This window comes from Actinophytocola sp. (assembly GCF_050699915.1).
Classification (GTDB): Bacteria; Actinomycetota; Actinomycetes; order Mycobacteriales; family Pseudonocardiaceae; genus Actinophytocola.
This window is the reverse complement of sequence record NZ_JBOHGA010000137.1, coordinates 1-16,804: the sequence shown is the minus strand read 5'-3', so window position 1 is coordinate 16,804 and position 16,804 is coordinate 1. Positions and strand designations below refer to the sequence as shown.

Genomic DNA, 16,804 nt, shown 5'->3' with positions numbered 1-16,804 from the left:
GGGTACGCTGGGCGCGGTCACCGCCGCGTCCGCGCGGGCCGCCGGCGACCTGCGGGTGTACGTGCTGGTGGTGGACGGCTGCCGGCCCGACGAGGCGGCCGGCGTCTACCTGCCGACCGTGCGCGAGCTCGCCGCCCAGGGCACGTCGTACACCCAGGCCAAGTCGATCAGCGTGGCCGAGACGATCCCGAACCACGTGGCGATGATGACCGGCGTGTACCCCGACCGCTCGGGCGTGCCGGCGAACTCGGTGTTCGACCGGGCCCGCGGCGAGGTACGGGACCTTGGCGAGGCGACCGACCTGCTCGCGCCCACGCTGCTCGACCGACTGCCGGCCGAGCTCGGCCTGGCGACCGCTTCCGTGCTGTCGAAGGACTACCTGCACGGCGTGTTCGGTGAGCGCGCGTCGGTCCGGTGGACACCGGAGCCGATGCTGCCGATCACCGACCACGCGCCGGACGTCTTCACGATCGGTGCGGCGCTGGACGTCATCTCCGAGCACGACCCGGCGCTGATGTTCGTCAACCTCGGCGACGTCGACCGGTTCGGGCACGCCGACCTGTCCGGCTCGTCGTTGCGGCTGCTGCGCACGCTCGCGCTGATCGACACCGACGCCCAGCTGTCCCGGTTCGTGGGTCGCCTCCAGCGCGACGGGCGGTGGGAGCGCTCGGTGGTGATCCTGCTGAGCGACCACTCGATGGACTGGTCGCTGCCGCTGTCGCTGATCAACCTGGCCGGCCGGCTCGACGACGACCCGCTGCTCGACGGCAACGTCCAGATCGCCCAGAACGGCGGCGCGGACCTGTTGTACTGGACGGGCCCGGAGGAGTCCCGCGGTGAGGCGATCGTCCACATGCGACAGATCGCGCAGGCCGCGCCAGGAGTGCTGTCCGTGCACGATCCGGTCGAGCTGCGGCTGGGGACGAACGCGGGCGACGTCGTCGTGTTCGCCAAGGCGGGCTGGCGGTTCACCGACCCGAGCGTGATCTCCAACCCGATCCCGGGCAACCACGGCCACCCGGCCACCGAGCAGATCCCGTTCGTGATCTCCGGCGGCCACCCGATGGTGCGCCGGGGCCAGGTGTCCTTGGCGCCGGTCCGGACGCTGGACGTGGCGCCGACCGTGGCGGAGCTGTTCGGGCTGCCCGCTCCCGAGGGCGGCTGGGACGGCCAGGCCCGCATGGAGGCGTTCCAGGGCGCGCTCGTGCGGGGCTGAACGCTGGCCTGAACGCTGGCCTGAACGCGATGTGGCCCGGCCGCTGGCTGCGACCGGGCCACCGTTTCGCTGGGCTCAGCAGGCCAGGTGCTCGGAGCGCACGTAGGCGTTCCGGTCCGGGCGCTCGGCACCGTGGCCGTAGTGGGCCGACCAGACAACGGTGTCCTCCACGACGTAGGCCTCGACGTGGTACGCCCGGAAGCCGCGACCCGGCGACAGCGTGAACAGATAGTCGGAGAACTGGCCGTTGTTCATGGTCGCGTACACCGGTGTCGCGTCTCGGGTGGTGCACAGCCAGCCGTCGTCGGCGCTGGCGGAGCCGGACAGGACAACGGCAGCCCCCGCTGCCAGCGCCACGGCGGCGACGCTCGCGGCAATCTTCTTGCGCACTGTGGTGTTTCTCCCTCATCCGTCCACCCGGGCACGTCCCGGGTGCGTTGACGAGGTCAACCTAGGAAGCCGGCGGCCGCGGCGGACGCGGCGTTGCTCAGCTGGACGCGAGCGCTGCTCAGGCGGGCTCGTAGGATCTGGCATGACGGCCCTGCCCAGCTCCGAGGAGGACGTACCGATGCCCATCGCCACACCCGAGGTCTACGCCGAGATGCTGGACCGGGCGAAGGCGAACGCGTTCGCATTTCCCGCCATCAACGTGACCTCCTCCGAGACGCTCAACGCCGCGCTGCGGGGCTTCGCCGAGGCCGAGAGCGACGGCATCGTCCAGGTCTCCACCGGGGGCTCGGAGTTCGCGTCCGGCACAAAGGTCAAGGACATGGTCACCGGGTCGGTCGCGCTCGCCGAGTTCGCCCACGTCGTCGCCGCGAAGTACCCGGTCAACATCGCGCTGCACACCGACCACTGCCCGAAGGACAAGCTCGACGGGTTCGTCCGGCCGCTCGTCGCGCTGTCCCAGGAGCGGGTCGCCGCCGGCAAGGAGCCGCTGTTCCAGTCGCACATGTGGGACGGCTCGGCGATCGACCTCGACGAGAACCTCTCGATCGCCGCGGAGCTGCTCGACCAGACCGCGAAGGCGAAGATCATCCTCGAGGTGGAGATCGGCGTCGTCGGCGGCGAGGAGGACGGCGTCGCCCACGAGATCAACGAGAAGCTCTACACCGCCGACGGCGACTTCCTGAAGACCGTCGACGCGCTCGGCACCGGAGAGAAGGGCCGCTACCTGCTGGCGGCGACGTTCGGCAACGTGCACGGTGTGTACAAGCCGGGCAACGTGAAGCTGCGCCCGGACGTGCTCAAGCGCGGCCAGGAGGTCGCGGCGGAGAAGCTCGGCCAGGCGGCCGGCTCGAAGCCGTTCGAGCTGGTGTTCCACGGCGGGTCCGGCTCGCTGCTGGAGGAGATCCACGAGGCGCTGTCGTACGGCGTGGTGAAGATGAACGTGGACACCGACACCCAGTACGCGTTCACCCGTCCGGTCGCGGCGCACATGTTCGCCAACTACGACGGCGTGCTGAAGGTCGACGGCGAGGTCGGGAACAAGAAGGCCTACGACCCGCGCAGCTACCTGAAGGCGGCGGAGCAGAACATGGCGGCGCGGGTGACGCAGGCGTGCGAGAACCTGAAGTCGACGGGCCGGATGCTGGCCGGCTGACTCGTCGGGGCTCGTCGGGTCTCTTCGGGGCCGGGGCGTCGGGCAGGATGGCGGCATGACGCTGCAAGAGAACCTGTTCGGCGGCCCGCCCGCGACACAGCTGCCGGACCGGCCCGAGCCGCAGTCCGCCCTGGAGTCCGGCACCGAGCCGGCGAAGGTCGTGACCCGGTGGCCGGACTTCAGTGAGGGCTGGGCCGCGCTGGCCGAGCTGGCGCTGACCGAGAACAACGCGGTGGCCGCGTACGCCTACGCCCGCACCGGCTACCACCGGGGCCTGGACCAGCTGCGCCGCGCGGGCTGGAAGGGTCACGGCCCGATCCCGTGGTCGCACCGCCCGAACCGCGGCTTCCTGCGCGCGTTGGCGGCACTGGCCCGAGCGGCGCAGGGCATCGGGGAGACCGAGGAGTACAACCGCTGCACCCAGTTCCTCACCGACTCCGACCCGGAGGCCCCGGCCCAGCTCGGCCTCGCCTGACGCCCGAGTTGTCCACAACCCCCGAACCTGTCCACAGCAACGCCTGACCAGACCTTTTCGTCAGGGTTCCTCGGTAGACTGGCATGAGGGGTGCCCCCGGAGAGGGTGGGGGCTTGGGGAGTCTGGTTCTGCACGCGCGTGTGCGCGCGGGGGTAGTTGGCGTTGTGCCACGTGTTGGCGGGGGCGGGCTGTGAGTGGTCAGCCGCTCGGGCGGTTCAGGACGTTCGCCAGGAGCGAGTGCACGGCGGCGTGATCACGCTCGTCCACCAGGCGGCACATGCCGCCGCGCACTCGGTACCACTCCTGCGCCCCGGCGTAGCGCACCTTCGCCGTCACCACGCCGGAGGAGTCCACTGTGGTCCGCAGCTCCAGGTCGCCGGTCACGACGCCGACCTCTTCGGTCATCACGCCGCCATGACCGGCGACCAGTGGAGAGTTGTACGCGTTGTTCAGCACGTCCCCAGCATGGACGCCAGCGCGCTCTTCTCGGCGTCGTTCACGGTGAGCTCGTAGGTGAACTTCACGTGGGTGAAGGCCCGCGCGTACTCACACCAGTGCGACTCCAGCGGCGGCTTCCACGTGTCCGGGGTCTGGTCGCCCTTCTCCTGGTTCACGTTGTCGGTCACCGCCCACAGCTGCGGCGACTCCATGTCGTTCGCGAACGCCTCGCGCTCCTCGGTCGTCCACTCCGACGCCCCACTGCGCCACGCGGCGGCCAGCGGCACCATGTGGTCGATGTCGACGTCCGACGTCTCCGTCCAGGTGTCGCCGTCGTACGGGCTGGTCCAGCTGCCCGCCGTCGCCGCGCAGTCGTCGCCGACCTCGACGCCCTCGCCGTCGCGCTTGAGCACCTCTTCGCGCGTGTTGCAGGAGCCCTCGACCGTGCTCCAGTGCGGGAACTTCTCCCGGTCGTAGCCGTCCATCGAACCGTCCGGCGCCACCGTGAGCTGCTCGAGCTCCGACTGCGCCGTCGCGGCATCCGGGATTCCCGGCGGCACCGCTGACGCGGACCCGCCGCCGAACACGATCGCCGCGCTCGCACCCACCGCTAACGCGGCGCCGAACACCCGCACTTTCCCCGACCTGCTGAGCATGTGAAGTCGCCTCCGTGTTACTGATCACGTTGGAACGTCACCCGACTGTGCGCCACGAAGGTGACCCGATCAATACCGACGGGTAACTCTGCGTGGAATGACTGGTGGAACGGCAAAGTCCAGACCATCGGTGGGGGCCGAACGGCCGAACGCCCCGGGACCAGCCGATCCCGGGGCGTTCGTAGGACGCGCCTCAGCAGTAGCTGAGCATGCGGTACAGCTCGTCTTCCTCGACCGAGGTGATCGTCAGCGAGTACCGGTACTTCACGTGGATCCACATCTTCGCGTAGGTGCACCAGTACGCGGTCCGCGACGGCTTCCACGTCGCCGGGCTCTGGTCGCCCTTCGACTGGTTCACGTTGTCGGTCACCGCGATCAGCTGCGGGTAGGACCGGTCGTTCGCGAACGCCTCGCGCTGGGCCGTCGACCACGACGAGGCGCCGGTGCGCCACGCGTTCGACAGCGGCACGACGTGGTCGATGTCCACATCGGACGCCGCTGACCAGGTCGCACCGTCGTACGGGCTGTACCAGCTGCCCGACACGGCGGCGCACGACGAGTCGGTCACAACGCCGGTGCCGTCCCGCTTGAGCACGGTCTCCCGGGTGTTGCACGCGCCGGAGACCGTGGACCAGTGCGGGAACTTGTCGCGCGAGTAGCCGCTCGAGGACCCCTCCGGCGCGACGGTCAGGTTGTACAGCTCGTAGCGGGCGGTGTCCTCGCTGGGGATGTTGGGCGGCGTCGCGCTCGCGGACGACGAGAGGACGACGGCGCCCGCGAGTGCGAGCGCCGTCGAGGCGAGCAGGGTTGCGATCTTGCGCATGGTCGTTCCTCCGTGGCAGGGATCACGGCTGACCCGTCAACTGTCGCGCACGGAGACGAACCCGAGAAGGAGCGTTCGTGAACAGATTTCCGCTTCGGAAAGGGAACGCGGCGTGGGATCCGCCGCCGCGTCATCGCCTCTTGGCTACACCGGGCAGGGCGGGCGGTTGCCCGGCTGCGGGTCCGGCCAGTAGCCGAACCGCGGGTGGCCAGGGCTCAGCAGCGCCGCCGTGCAGCCGCGGGAGCGGATCTCCGAGTCGGGGTAGCCGGTGCCGCCTTCGAGTCCGGAGAGATTCTCCAGCTGCACCACGGGCTCGTCGAAGTACACGTGCTCGCGGTTCTTCGGCTGGACACACGAGGACGGCACGAAGCCCCACACGCCGTAGTCCGCGCCCGGCGGCGGCGCGCTGACCAACGCGATCGACCCGTCGGTCGTCACGTACCGGTAACTCACCTTGGCCATGTCCAGGCCGGGCACCCGCTGCGCGGGGTCGACGACGTCCGGCGCCGACGAGTTGCGCGTGTAGTTCAGCGACGGCACGCAGTCGGGCGTCTGGGCGAGGTGCACGCCGGTGCCGAACGTGATCCGCCGCCACTGGCCGTCGACCTTGCGCAGCGAGCGGAACGGGGCGTTGATCGCGCCGACCCAGTCGCGCCAGCGGATCTCGTCCTCGCCGCTGCGCTCCGGCACTCCGTCGAGGCCGCCGGGCTTGCTGGCGTTGGTGAGATGGCCGCGCAGCACCCAGCCGATCGGCGTGGACATCGCGTGCCGCGGGGACACGTTGACCCGCACCCACTCGCCGCAGTAGGCCTGTACCTCGGCGGGGTCGCCGTCGCGGGCGTTGGCGAGGACGAGCCGCGCGGGCGCGTCGCGGACGGTGGCGCGGTCGGTCTTGATCGTGTCGGCGCGGGCCGCCGCGGTGGCGGCCGAGACGGCTGGTGCGGCGGTGATCGTGACCGCGGCGAGAGCGGCGGTCAGCACGATGGCGCGCAGCGGGCGCACGTGGTACCTCCCCGGTCGTGGGTTGTGCACCCATTGCACGTGGACCGGGTGAGGTCGTCACCGGTCGTTGCGCGGACGGGCAAGACCACTGCTCAGCGGACGATGCGGAGGTCTTCGGTGTGCCGGTACCAGGTCCACCGGTTGAGCGACCGCGGATGGGTGACCCCGTCGCGCACCGGGGCCACCGGCTCCCCGCCGAACTGGACCGCGCGGCCGACGTGCGTACTGGTTCTGTTGCGCAGCAAGCCTTTTCGGACGACGCGGACCCGCAGGCCGAGCTCGGGGTCGGGCGTGACGGCGATCCGTGCGGTCGCGCCGCGCAGCGGGATCGCGTCGTCGACGTAGACGGTGCCGCGCGCGGGCTCGAGCACGCCGAGGCCGATGAGCACGCCGCCGGCGTCGTCGCGGACGAGCGGCATGGTGTCGGGCTGGCCGTCGAGCGCCGCGGCGACCGTGTCGCTCGGCAGCTTCCAGAGCCGGGCGACCGGGGAACGCGGGTCGACGGGGACGTAGCCGACGGGCAGTTCGAGGCGGTCGGTGCGAAGCAGTCGCAACACGATCGCGGCAAGGTCGGCGTCACTCCCGTGGACCACGAGGTGACCGTCCGTCAGGCCGTTGACCAGCGGATCCACGTCGGACCTGTCCGGTGTGGCGGGGATCTCGTGCGCCGCGGATCCCGAGCGTGCGGCCATGTTCCGCCATTCGGCGGTGGTGACGGCTCGGCCGCAACCCAGCATCAATGCAGCCACGCGTGATCTCCTGGTCTACGCTCAATCACCGGCATTTCGCCTGTTCGCAACGGACCCCAGGAGTCTCACATGCCGGCCATCGTGCTCATCGGCGCCCAGTGGGGCGACGAAGGGAAGGGTAAGGCCACCGACCTGCTCGGCGAGCAGGTCCAGTGGGTCGTGCGGTACCAGGGCGGCAACAACGCCGGCCACACGGTGGTGCTGCCCGATGGGCAGGACTTCGCACTGCACCTGATCCCGTCCGGGATCCTCACGCCGGGCGTCACCAACGTGATCGGCAACGGCGTGGTGGTCGACCCCGGGGTGCTGCTCGACGAGCTTGCCGGGCTGGAGAAGCGCGGCGTGGACACGTCCCGGCTGCTGCTCTCCGCCGACGCGCATTTGATCATGCCGTACCACGTGGCCATCGACAAGGTCACCGAGCGCTACCTCGGCAAGGCGAAGATCGGCACGACGGGCCGCGGCATCGGGCCCGCGTACCAGGACAAGGTGTCGCGCGTCGGCGTGCGCGTGCAGGACCTGCTGGACGAGAAGATCCTGCGGCAGAAGGTCGAGGCCGCGCTGGACGTGAAGAACCAGATCCTGGTGAAGGTCTACAACCGCAGGGCGCTGGATCCCGAGCAGGTGGTCGACTCGGTGCTGGAGACGGGCGAGAAGTTCGGGCACCGGATCGCGGATACGCGGCTGCTGCTCAACCAGGCGCTGGAGCGCGGCGAGACCGTGTTGTTGGAGGGTTCGCAGGGCACGCTGCTGGATGTCGACCACGGCACGTATCCCTTCGTGACGTCGTCGAACCCGACGGCCGGCGGCGCCGCGGCGGGCTCGGGCATCGGCCCGACCCGGATCACGACGGTGATCGGGATCCTGAAGGCGTACACGACGCGGGTCGGCTCGGGCCCGTTCCCGACCGAGCTGCACGACGAGATGGGCGAGCGCCTGCGCAAGACGGGCGGCGAGTTCGGCGTGACGACGGGCCGCTCGCGCCGCACGGGCTGGTTCGACGCGGTGATCGCCCGGTACGCGGCGCGGGTCAACGGGATCACCGACTACTTCCTGACGAAGCTGGACGTGTTGTCCGGCCTGGAGACGGTGCCGATCTGCGTGGGCTACCGGGTGAATGGCGACACGGTGTACGAGATGCCGATGACGCAGACGGACGTGCACCACGCGGTTCCGGTGTACGAGGAGCTCCCCGGTTGGTGGGAGGACATCTCGGAGTGCCGCTCGTTCGACGAGCTGCCGGCCAACGCGCAGACGTACGTGGCCCGGCTGGAGGACCTGTCGGGCGCTCGGATCTCCGCGGTCGGGGTGGGCCCGGGTCGCGATCAGACGATCGTGCGCCACTCGATGACGGGCTGACGCCTCCGGCCCCCGGGAATCAATTCTACGCGCGACCGCTGACAGTTCCGGCCGAGCACGACGGAGTTGTCCACAGGCGACGGCCTCCGCCCCCGGAATCCATACTACGGACGGACTCTGACGTTTCTCGGCCGTAGGACGAACCTGTCCACAGCGCGCACCGAACCGACCCGACGCGCCGGGTTCCCGTCGATCGAGTTACACACCCGAGGCGTCTGCCCAGGCCACGGCCGTGGTCCGGATCAGCGCGGTCAGCACGGTGTCCGGTCGGTGGCACGGCGTCCGGGTGGGTGGGCACGGCCTCCGGCCCCCGTTTTCCAGCCTAGCCACGAGGTCCGACAGTCCGGAACTGTCCACAGGAACCTGTCCACAGCCCCGAAACCGAGCGCAGCGGGCCAGGCGGGCGACCTGAGGCCAGCTCGTGCCGTTCGATGCCGCTTCGCCAATTGGCTCTGCGTGCGGGGCGGCCGCTCCGCACGCCATCCGCGAGATCGGCCGACGTCAATCCACAGGCAAGATCAACGCCGCGCTGAAGTGTCAGTGATCGCGCGTAGCGTTGAACCCAGGGGCCGGAGGCCAAGCCCATGAGAAGCCGCCCCCGGCGAACCGAGGGCGGCCTTCGAACCAACTCAGCCGGCCAGACGCTCCTCCCGCTGTGCGACCGCCACATCGGTGTTGTCGGTGAACAGCCCGTCGATCCCGGTCGCGCGGAAGGTCTCGATCTCCGCGAACAGGTCGCCGTACTCCGACGGCACCTCAGACGACCGGAAGTCCGCCGGCAGGAACGTGTTCTCCGCGCGGAAGGTGTAGGGGTGCACCGTCAGCCCCGCCCGGTGGGCGTCTCGCACCAGCGTCGTCGGCGACTGCAGGAAGCCCGCCGCGTCGCGCGGGATCACCTGGTTCTTGTCCGGGCCCAGCCCATCCGCGTACCGCGCCACCTCGCGCAGGCCCTCGGGCGTCGTCATGTCCGCGTACGTCCGCGGGTCGCCCGTGTCCACGAAGTCGAACGGCGCGCCGGTCGCCGACGTCAGCTGCACCAGCGGCACCTTCAGCTTCGGGTCGAGCTCCTGCAGGTTCGACACCTCGAACGACTGCACGAACACCTTCGCGCCATGCCGGTTCAGCCCATTCTTGTTCAGCGCCGACACGAGCTTCGGCTCCAGCGCCAGGCCCTGCTTGCGAAAGTACGTCGGGTGCTTGGTCTCCGGGTAGATCCCGACCTCCCGGTGCAGCTCCCGCGACAGCCGCTTCGCCAGCGTGACGACCTCCTGCAGCGTTGGCACCTGGTAGCGGCCGTCGAAGATCGTGTTCCGCTGGCGGATGTCGGGGATTCGCTCCTTCGCGCGCAGCGTCTTCAGCTCCGCCAGCGTGAAGTCCTCGGTGAACCAGCCGGTGACCTCGACGCCGTCCAGCGACTTGGTCGTCTTGCGGTCGGCGAACTCGGTGTGCTCGGCGACGTCCGTCGTGCCGCCGATCTCAGGCTCGTGCCGGGCGACCAGCACGCCGTCCTTCGTGGTCACCAGGTCCGGCTCGATGTAGTCGGCGCCCATCCTGGCCGCCAGTTCGTAGGACGCCAGGGTGTGCTCCGGGCGGTAGCCGGACGCGCCACGGTGGCCGACGACGGTGAAGTGCTCGCCGCCCCCGTGGCCGGTGTCGCGGTCGGCGACCGCGGGCGCGGCGCCGACCAGGGTGAGCGCCGCCGCCGCGGCGACGGTGACGTGTAAGAGCTTCGATCCCACTGCTGTTCCTCCTCGCTCGAAGGGCCAGCGCATCTTGGCCGACTCCGGCGACGTTCGCACGACCGCGAAGGTAACGTTGGGATAACGCCGTTGCTCGTCAAGTGGAAGTCTTCGGCCGACGGTAAATTTCCGTTGATGACGAGCTCAACGGAGCGCACCGACGCTCGGGATCCGGGCGACGAGCCGGTCCGGGTGGGCGCTGCCGAGCGGCCGGCCGTCGACGTCGGCGAGCACGACGAGGAGCGGCCCGCGCGGCGGCTGTCCGGCCGGATCGAGCTGTTCGTCTGGGCCGCTGCCATCGCGATCGCGCTGCTCGTCCTCAAGCAGGTCTTCCTGCCCTTCGCCAAGGGCAACCAGTACTACCTGGTGATCTTTCTGGCCGTCACGCTGCCGCTGGTGTTCCTCTGCTACCGCCCGCGCGGCCGCGGCACCCCCGCCAAGGAGGCCGGCGAGGAGACTGGCGAGGAGAACGCGGAGTCCACCGAGGACACCACCGACAACCCCGGCCCGCTCGACTGGACACTCGCCGCGATCGCCCTCGTCGTCGGCCTCTACCCGGTCCTGCCGCTCGCGATCGGCGACTTCGGCGGCGGCTACGACGCGTTCCTCGACCGCCAGGGCATTCTGTCCACTTCGGACATCGTGGCCGGCGCGCTGCTGCTGGTCCTCATCCTCGAGGCCACCCGGCGCACCACCGGGCTCGTGCTGCCCGCGGTGTGCCTGGTGTTCCTGGCCTACTCCTACTACGGCGGCTATCTCCCGCCCGGCTGGGACATCGCGCACGCCGGAGTGGACTTCAGCCAGATCGTCAACGCGCTCTACAACGACCAGAGCGGCTTCTACGGCATCCCGCTGGATGTGGCCGCGACTTATATCGTTCTGTTCACGATCTACGGCGCCGTGCTGGCACAGTCCGGCGCCGGCACGTTCTTCGTGAACCTGAGCTTCGCGTTGTTCCGCCGCTCCCGCACCGCGCCCGGCCGCACCGCCGCGATGTCCGGGTTCCTGCTCGGCACGGTGTCCGGCTCGGGCACCGCGACCACCGTCGGGCTGGGCGCGATCACCTGGCCGGTGCTGCGGAAGGCGGGCTACCCGAGGGAGAACGCCGGCGGCCTGCTCGCCGCGTCCGGCATCGGCGCGATCCTGTCGCCGCCGACCCTCGGCGCGGCGGCGTTCATCATCGCCGAGTACCTGGAGACGCCGTACCTGACCGTCCTGGTCTGGGCGATCGTGCCGACGCTGCTGTACTACCTGGGCATCGCGTTCGCGGTCGAGGCCGACGCCCGCCGGTTCGGCGCGACGCGCGTCGACATCGAGACCCAGCCCGTGCTGCGACTGCTGCTGACCGGCGGCTACCACTTCATCTCGCTCGCGATCATCGTCGTGTTCCTGGCGCTGGACATCCCGCCGTTCACCGCGGTCGTCTACGCGAGCGGTGTCGCGGCGCTGTTCGCGCTGGTCGCCCGGTTGCTAGTGGCCCGTCGCGGCGGCGAGGACACGGGCACGGCGCTGCTCGCATGGGTGCGCTCGATCGCGAACGCGCTCGCCGAGGGCATCCGCGGCGCGCTGCCGGTGATCGCGGTGTGCGCGGCGGCCGGCGTGATCACGTCGACGATCACCAAGACCGGCCTGGGCCAGGAGCTCGCGGACGCGCTGGTCGACGCGGCGCGGGCGCTCGCCTCGAACCCGACCGTGATCCTGATGCTGACCGTCGTGTTCGCCGCGGTCGCGGTGAGCGTGCTCGGCCTCGCGGTGCCGGTGACCGCGTCGTTCATCATCGCGTGGGTGGTGCTGGCGCCGGCCCTCGCCGACCTGGGTGTCGCGCCGGCCGAGGTCGCGATGTTCATCTTCTACTACGCGGTGCTGTCGGAGGTGACGCCGCCGACGGCGCTCGCCTCGGTCGCGGCGGCCGCGATCACCGGCGGCTCGGTGATGGGGACGATGTGGCAGACGTGGAAGTACACGCTGCCCGCGTTCCTCGTGCCGATCGCGTTCGTGCTGACCGACAACGGCTCGGCGCTGTTGCTGCAGCGTCCGGCCGGCACCGTGCTGTGGGTCGTCGCGGTGTCCGCGCTCGGCGTCGCCGCACTGGCCGTGGTCACCGGCGGGTGGCTGTTCGGCCCGGCGCGCTGGCCGGAGCGGGCGCTGTGCGCGGTGGCCGCGCTGCTGCTGCTGTACCTGCAGCCGCTGTCGATCGGGATCGGCGTCGGGTTCTTCGCCGTCGCGATCGTCGTCCACCTTCTCACGCGTACGCGGGGAACCGTTGAAGGACAAGGAGCTTGACCATGCGAGCAACTCGGGTCGTCGCCGGCCTCGTCGCCGTCGGGCTGGTCGCGGCCGGCTGCGGCGGCAAGCGTCCGACCGAGTCGGCCGACTCCGGAGCGGGCGGCTGCGAGGCCGCCGAGGGCCGGGTCACCATCGCGACCGGCAACACGGGCGGCGTCTACTACACGCTCGGCGGCGGGCTGGCGCAGGTGATCAGTGACAACACTCCGATCAAGGCGAGTGCCGCCGAGACCGGCGCGTCGGTGCAGAACATCCAGCAGCTGGTGGCCGGCGACTACGACATCGCGTTCTCGCTCGCCGACTCGGCGGCCGATGCGTTCGAGGGGACCGGCAGCTTCGACGGCAAGAAGCAGGACATCGCCGCGCTGGCGCGGATCTACCCGAACTACACGCAGGTCGTGGTGCGCGCGGACAGCGGCATCGAGACGGTCGAGGACATGAAGGGCAAGAAGATCTCGACCGGGTCACCGAAGTCCGGCACCGAGGTGATCGCGAACCGGCTGCTGGAGGCGGCCGGCCTGGACCCGGCGTCGGACATCTCCGGGCAGCGGCTCGCCCTGCGGCAGACCGTGGACCAGATGAAGTCGGGTCAGATCGACGGCTTCGTGTGGTCCGGCGGGCTGCCGACGCCGGAGGTGACGGACCTGACGACGTCCATGAAGGACGACGTGCGGTTCGTCGACATCACCGACCTGCTGCCGAAGCTGCAGGAGATCAACCCGGTGTACGAGGAGGGCATGCTCCCGGCGGACACGTACGGCCTGGCGGAAGACGTGCCGTCGGTCGTGGTGCCGAACTTCCTGCTGGTCCGCAGCGACTTCGCCGACGGCGACGCGTGCGCGGTCACCAAGCTGATCTTCGACAAGAAGGCCGACCTGGTGAAGGTCCACAAGGCGGCCGACGAGCTGGACCGCGCCACGGCCGCCGAGACGGACCCGGTTCCGCTGCACCCGGGCGCGAAGGAGGCCCTGAGCGCGGGCTGACCTGTCCACAGGCAAGATCGACACCGCCGAAACCGTCAGCCCCGCCGAATAGACTGGAATGCGGGGGCCCCCGCGAGTCCGGAGTTGTCCACAGGGCGGTTCCGCGCGGGCCAGTTTCGTCGGTGGTCGCCGATTGGCTGGAATCGGGGGCCGGAGGCCGCAGGTCAGGACGGTGGCAACTACCCTTTCTCCTCGTGCGTGTCCTGGTAATCGGCTCCGGCGCGCGCGAGCACGCCCTCGTCCTCGCGCTGTCCCACGACCCGGCGGTGATCGCCCTGGCGTGTGCGCCGGGCAACGCTGGCATCGCCTCGCTCGCCGAGTCCTACGGCGTCGACGTCGGCGACCCGTCCGCGGTGGCGGACCTCGCGGTCGAGTGGCGGGCTGACCTCGTCATCGTCGGGCCGGAGGTGCCGCTCGTCGCGGGCGCCGCGGATGCCGTGCGCGACAGGGGGATCGCGTGCTTCGGGCCGTCCGCGGCCGCGTCGCGCATCGAGGGCTCGAAGGCGTTCGCGAAGGACGTGATGGCCGCGGCGGGCGTGCCGACGGCGCACGGCGAGATCGTGGACAACCCGGCCCGGCTGGACGCGGCGCTGCGCAACTTCGGCCCGACGTGGGTCGTGAAGGACGACGGGCTGGCGGCCGGCAAGGGCGTCGCCGTCACCGATGACCTGGCGGCGGCCCGGGCACACGCGATGACGCTGCTCGACGCCGGCCACCCGGTGCTGCTGGAGACGTTCCTCGACGGGCCCGAGGTGTCACTGTTCTGCCTGGTGGACGGTACGACGGTGGTGCCGCTGCTGCCGGCGCAGGACTTCAAGCGGGTCGGCGACGGGGACGCGGGGCCGAACACGGGCGGGATGGGTGCGTACGCGCCACTGCCGTGGGCGCCGCCGGGCCTGGTAGACGAGGTCGTGGCGAAGATCGTCCACCCGGTGGCGCAGGAGCTGGCCGGCCGGGGCACGCCGTTCACCGGGCTGCTGTACGCGGGGCTGGCGTTGACCGCGGCCGGCCCGCAGGTGATCGAGTTCAACTGCCGTTTCGGTGACCCGGAGACCCAGGCGGTGCTGGCGCTGCTGCGCTCCCCGCTGGCGGCCCTGCTCCACGCGACGGCCACCGGCGCGCTGGCCGCCCACCCGCCGCTGGAGTGGTCCGAGGGCTCGGCGGTGACCGTGGTGATCGCTGCGGAGGGTTACCCCGGCTACGCCCGGTCGGGCGACGTGATCACGGGCTCGGAAGCGGACGGTGTGCTCCACGCGGGCACCCGCCGCCGAGAGGACGGGGCGATCGTGTCGGCGGGCGGTCGTGTCCTGTCGGTAGTCGGTTCGGGGGCGTCGCTGCCGGAGGCGCGCGAGGAGGCGTACCGCAAGGTGGCGGCCGTGCACCTGCCGGGCTCGCACCACCGGACGGACATCGCGCTGCGGGCCGTGCGCGGTGAGATTTCGGTGGTCTGAGGGTTCAACCGATCAGCGGAACCCCTGGTGACGTTTCTTCGCCAAAGTTCAAGTTGGCCGTACTGTGGCCTTGGTAGCCTGCGGAGACGAGTCGATCACTACCAGTGGGGAGCGTCGGGGATGCAACTGATGGGCGACTTCGGCCGCGGCATCAACGAAGCCTTCCGCCAGGTGGACGCGGCCACGCAGGGCATGACCTCCGGCACCTTCACGGTGAACCAGCACAACGTCCTAGCCGCCGCCCGAATCATCGACAACCAGGCAACGGCCTTGATGGATCGGTTGAAGGGCGCACAGCGCGATCTTCGCATCGAGCCACCTGGCGGTGACGATGTCAGCACGCGCATCGCACCGGCCTGGAATGACCGGCTCATACTCGATGACGACTCCTATGCCCGACGAGTCCTGGACTATGTCGGTGGTCTGCGGCGACTCGCGGTTCAGCTGGGGGACACCGCCAAGGCCTACGGGTTCACCGAAGACGAGATCGAGGCCGCCTTCAGGGGACAGGGTGCCTAGGCGCAGCCCCTTCGCAGCGGTAGTCGGATCCCTGGTGCTGATGCTGGCGGTGGGTTGTACGGACAGCACAGGCGGAGTGGCGACGCCGGGTGGCGGTGACAGCGGAAACGAGTCCTCCGTCGAAAACCCGAGCGAGGTGCCCTCCAGCAACTCTGCACCGACTGAGGAGATTCCGCCGCGACCGCGCGAGCTGAGCCTGGAGGGAGTCAAACCCTGTTCGTTGCTGACACCGACGCAACTCGGCCAGCTGCGAAGTCAGCTCCAGCTGGACAATCCGCCGAGGTCGTACACCTCAACCGACGCCCACTACAAGGCCCCCACCTGTGGGCTGGAGCAGTCCCGCGAGCCGTTCGACGCGATCGACCTCATGGTTGTGACGTCGGAAGGTGCTGAGTCATGGCTGACCGGCGACAGGAACGTCGACGCGTGGCTCGTATCGGTCGGCGGATTTCCGGCGGTGGACTACAAGATCAAGGGCTCGGAGGATGTCGAGTGCGTGACAGCGTTGGATGTCGCAGATGGTCAGCAGATGATCGTCGACTTCATCCCGCTGGAACGTAGGGACTACAAGGAGCTCTGTCAGGTAACGGAGCAGGTGGCGGCGATGGCGTTGCAGACACTGCAGACGTTGAGGTGAGGGAGTTATGGACGGGGACTACGGACTCAGCGACCTGCGCTTCTCCGGGTACAGCAACGAGGAGCTCGCCGGTCAGGTAGACGGCCTCCGTGGCGGGGCCGGCTCCGAGACGCTCCACAACGCCGTTCGGGCGCTCGTCAGCCTCTCCGAGGGGCTCGCCGAGACTGACCGGACGCTGCGTGAGCAGCTGCAGGAGATCGGCGTCACCTGGCAGGGTGAGGCCGCCGGGGGCGGGACCGACGCCACCGAGAACGCCTCCATCTACGCCGACGAGGCGACCAGTCCCGTCAAGGACTCCGCCAAGGGGGTCGACTCCCAGGGCGCCAGCTTCTCCACCACCCGCAACAGCGCGCCCGAGTCCGGCACCCTGCTCGGCCCCACCTCGGAGAGCCTCGGCGACAAGGTCGCCGGCCTGTTCGGTCACACCACCGACCACGCCCAGGACGTCCGCGCCACCAACCAGGCCCGTGACTCGGCCATCGACGGCCTCAACGGCTACCAGTCCAGCAGCTCCGCCGCCCTCCAAAACTCCCAGGCGCTGCCCGTCCCGCCCGGCATGAACCTCGTCGCGCAGCCCGTCGAGCAGCAGATCGGCACCACGCAGGTGCAGAGCACCCCCTCCGGTGCCGGGCTCGGCCCCGCCGGCGGCGGACCGGGAGGCGGACCGGCCGTCGGCGGACCGCCCGGAGGCGGCGGGGGTGGCCTTCCGCCGACCGCACTCGGCCCCACCGGGCCCGGACCGACCACCGGCATCGGGCCGACCGGGCCAGGCAACCCGCTGCCGACCGTCCCCGGCGCGGGCGGCGGTCTTCGCGTGCCGCTCAACCCGATCCTCATGGCCGAGGCCGCCGCGCTCATGGGCGCGGGC

16 protein-coding genes and 1 pseudogene are annotated in these 16,804 nt (G+C 70.3%); 10 read left to right on the top strand and 7 right to left on the bottom strand.

All coding sequences use genetic code 11. The annotated features are described in order from the left end of the window. Positions 1-1,216 (top strand): alkaline phosphatase family protein (locus ACRDSK_RS22080; protein ID WP_431443128.1); only part of this gene is annotated, 1,216 nt, incomplete at its 5' end. Between the two features lie 75 nt (positions 1,217-1,291). On the opposite strand, the gene ACRDSK_RS22075 is transcribed toward ACRDSK_RS22080, so the two are convergent. Continuing rightward, positions 1,292-1,606 carry a hypothetical protein gene (locus tag ACRDSK_RS22075; protein WP_431443127.1) on the bottom strand — a complete coding sequence of 105 codons (315 nt, stop codon included), beginning with the start codon at positions 1,604-1,606 and terminating at the stop codon, positions 1,292-1,294. A gap of 178 nt (positions 1,607-1,784) precedes the next feature. On the opposite strand from ACRDSK_RS22075, the gene fbaA reads away from it, so the two are divergent. Further along, complete coding sequence (gene fbaA, locus ACRDSK_RS22070; RefSeq protein WP_431443130.1) at positions 1,785-2,819, top strand: class II fructose-bisphosphate aldolase; 1,035 nt, start codon at positions 1,785-1,787, stop codon at positions 2,817-2,819. 55 nt (positions 2,820-2,874) lie between these two features. Beyond that, entirely contained in the window at positions 2,875-3,294 is a 420-nt protein-coding gene (locus tag ACRDSK_RS22065; RefSeq protein ID WP_431443126.1) for a DUF3151 domain-containing protein, read from the top strand. Positions 3,295-3,492: 198 nt separating this feature from the next. Here the strand turns inward: ACRDSK_RS22065 and ACRDSK_RS22060 are convergent, their stop codons facing one another. The 5 genes from ACRDSK_RS22060 to ACRDSK_RS22040 form a co-directional block, all read right to left on the bottom strand. Then, positions 3,493-3,750 carry a hypothetical protein gene (locus ACRDSK_RS22060; protein WP_431443125.1) on the bottom strand — a complete coding sequence of 86 codons (258 nt, stop codon included), beginning with the start codon at positions 3,748-3,750 and terminating at the stop codon, positions 3,493-3,495. Next, positions 3,744-4,388 carry a GmrSD restriction endonuclease domain-containing protein gene (locus tag ACRDSK_RS22055; RefSeq protein WP_431443124.1) on the bottom strand — a complete coding sequence of 215 codons (645 nt, stop codon included), beginning with the start codon at positions 4,386-4,388 and terminating at the stop codon, positions 3,744-3,746. The genes ACRDSK_RS22060 and ACRDSK_RS22055 overlap by 7 nt, the downstream gene beginning before the upstream one ends. 193 nt (positions 4,389-4,581) lie before the next feature. After that, the gene (locus ACRDSK_RS22050) at positions 4,582-5,211 is read right to left on the bottom strand and encodes an HNH endonuclease family protein (protein ID WP_431443123.1); all 630 of its coding nucleotides are present in this window, start codon (positions 5,209-5,211) and stop codon (positions 4,582-4,584) included. A gap of 144 nt (positions 5,212-5,355) precedes the next feature. Next, positions 5,356-6,213: a hypothetical protein gene (locus ACRDSK_RS22045; RefSeq protein WP_431443122.1), complete on the bottom strand. Its 858-nt coding sequence runs from the start codon at positions 6,211-6,213 to the stop codon at positions 5,356-5,358. A 92-nt stretch (positions 6,214-6,305) separates the two neighbouring features. After that, positions 6,306-6,962, bottom strand: a complete 657-nt coding sequence (locus ACRDSK_RS22040) for a hypothetical protein (protein ID WP_431443121.1) — start codon at positions 6,960-6,962, stop codon at positions 6,306-6,308. A 69-nt stretch (positions 6,963-7,031) separates the two neighbouring features. Between ACRDSK_RS22040 and ACRDSK_RS22035 the strand changes: the two genes are divergently transcribed. Further along, positions 7,032-8,321, top strand: coding sequence for an adenylosuccinate synthase (locus tag ACRDSK_RS22035; protein WP_431443120.1), 1,290 nt, complete (start codon positions 7,032-7,034; stop codon positions 8,319-8,321). Between the two features lie 629 nt (positions 8,322-8,950). Here ACRDSK_RS22035 and ACRDSK_RS22030 read toward each other — a convergent pair. Continuing rightward, positions 8,951-10,060: a glycerophosphodiester phosphodiesterase gene (locus ACRDSK_RS22030; protein WP_431443119.1), complete on the bottom strand. Its 1,110-nt coding sequence runs from the start codon at positions 10,058-10,060 to the stop codon at positions 8,951-8,953. 135 nt (positions 10,061-10,195) lie between these two features. On the opposite strand from ACRDSK_RS22030, the gene ACRDSK_RS22025 reads away from it, so the two are divergent. From ACRDSK_RS22025 to ACRDSK_RS22000, 6 genes and pseudogenes are all read left to right on the top strand, one after another. Then, positions 10,196-12,343, top strand: coding sequence for a TRAP transporter permease (locus tag ACRDSK_RS22025; RefSeq protein ID WP_431443118.1), 2,148 nt, complete (start codon positions 10,196-10,198; stop codon positions 12,341-12,343). A gap of 2 nt (positions 12,344-12,345) precedes the next feature. Next, positions 12,346-13,329, top strand: coding sequence for a TAXI family TRAP transporter solute-binding subunit (locus ACRDSK_RS22020; RefSeq protein WP_431443117.1), 984 nt, complete (start codon positions 12,346-12,348; stop codon positions 13,327-13,329). 194 nt (positions 13,330-13,523) lie between these two features. After that, the gene (gene purD / locus ACRDSK_RS22015) at positions 13,524-14,780 is read left to right on the top strand and encodes a phosphoribosylamine--glycine ligase (protein WP_431443116.1); all 1,257 of its coding nucleotides are present in this window, start codon (positions 13,524-13,526) and stop codon (positions 14,778-14,780) included. Positions 14,781-14,909: 129 nt separating this feature from the next. After that, positions 14,910-15,299: a hypothetical protein gene (locus ACRDSK_RS22010; protein WP_431443115.1), complete on the top strand. Its 390-nt coding sequence runs from the start codon at positions 14,910-14,912 to the stop codon at positions 15,297-15,299. A gap of 40 nt (positions 15,300-15,339) precedes the next feature. Beyond that, the gene (locus ACRDSK_RS22005; protein WP_431443129.1) at positions 15,340-15,936 is read left to right on the top strand and encodes a DUF3558 domain-containing protein; all 597 of its coding nucleotides are present in this window, start codon (positions 15,340-15,342) and stop codon (positions 15,934-15,936) included. 7 nt (positions 15,937-15,943) lie between these two features. Beyond that, positions 15,944-16,804, top strand: a pseudogene (locus ACRDSK_RS22000) (hypothetical protein); the annotation flags it as partial.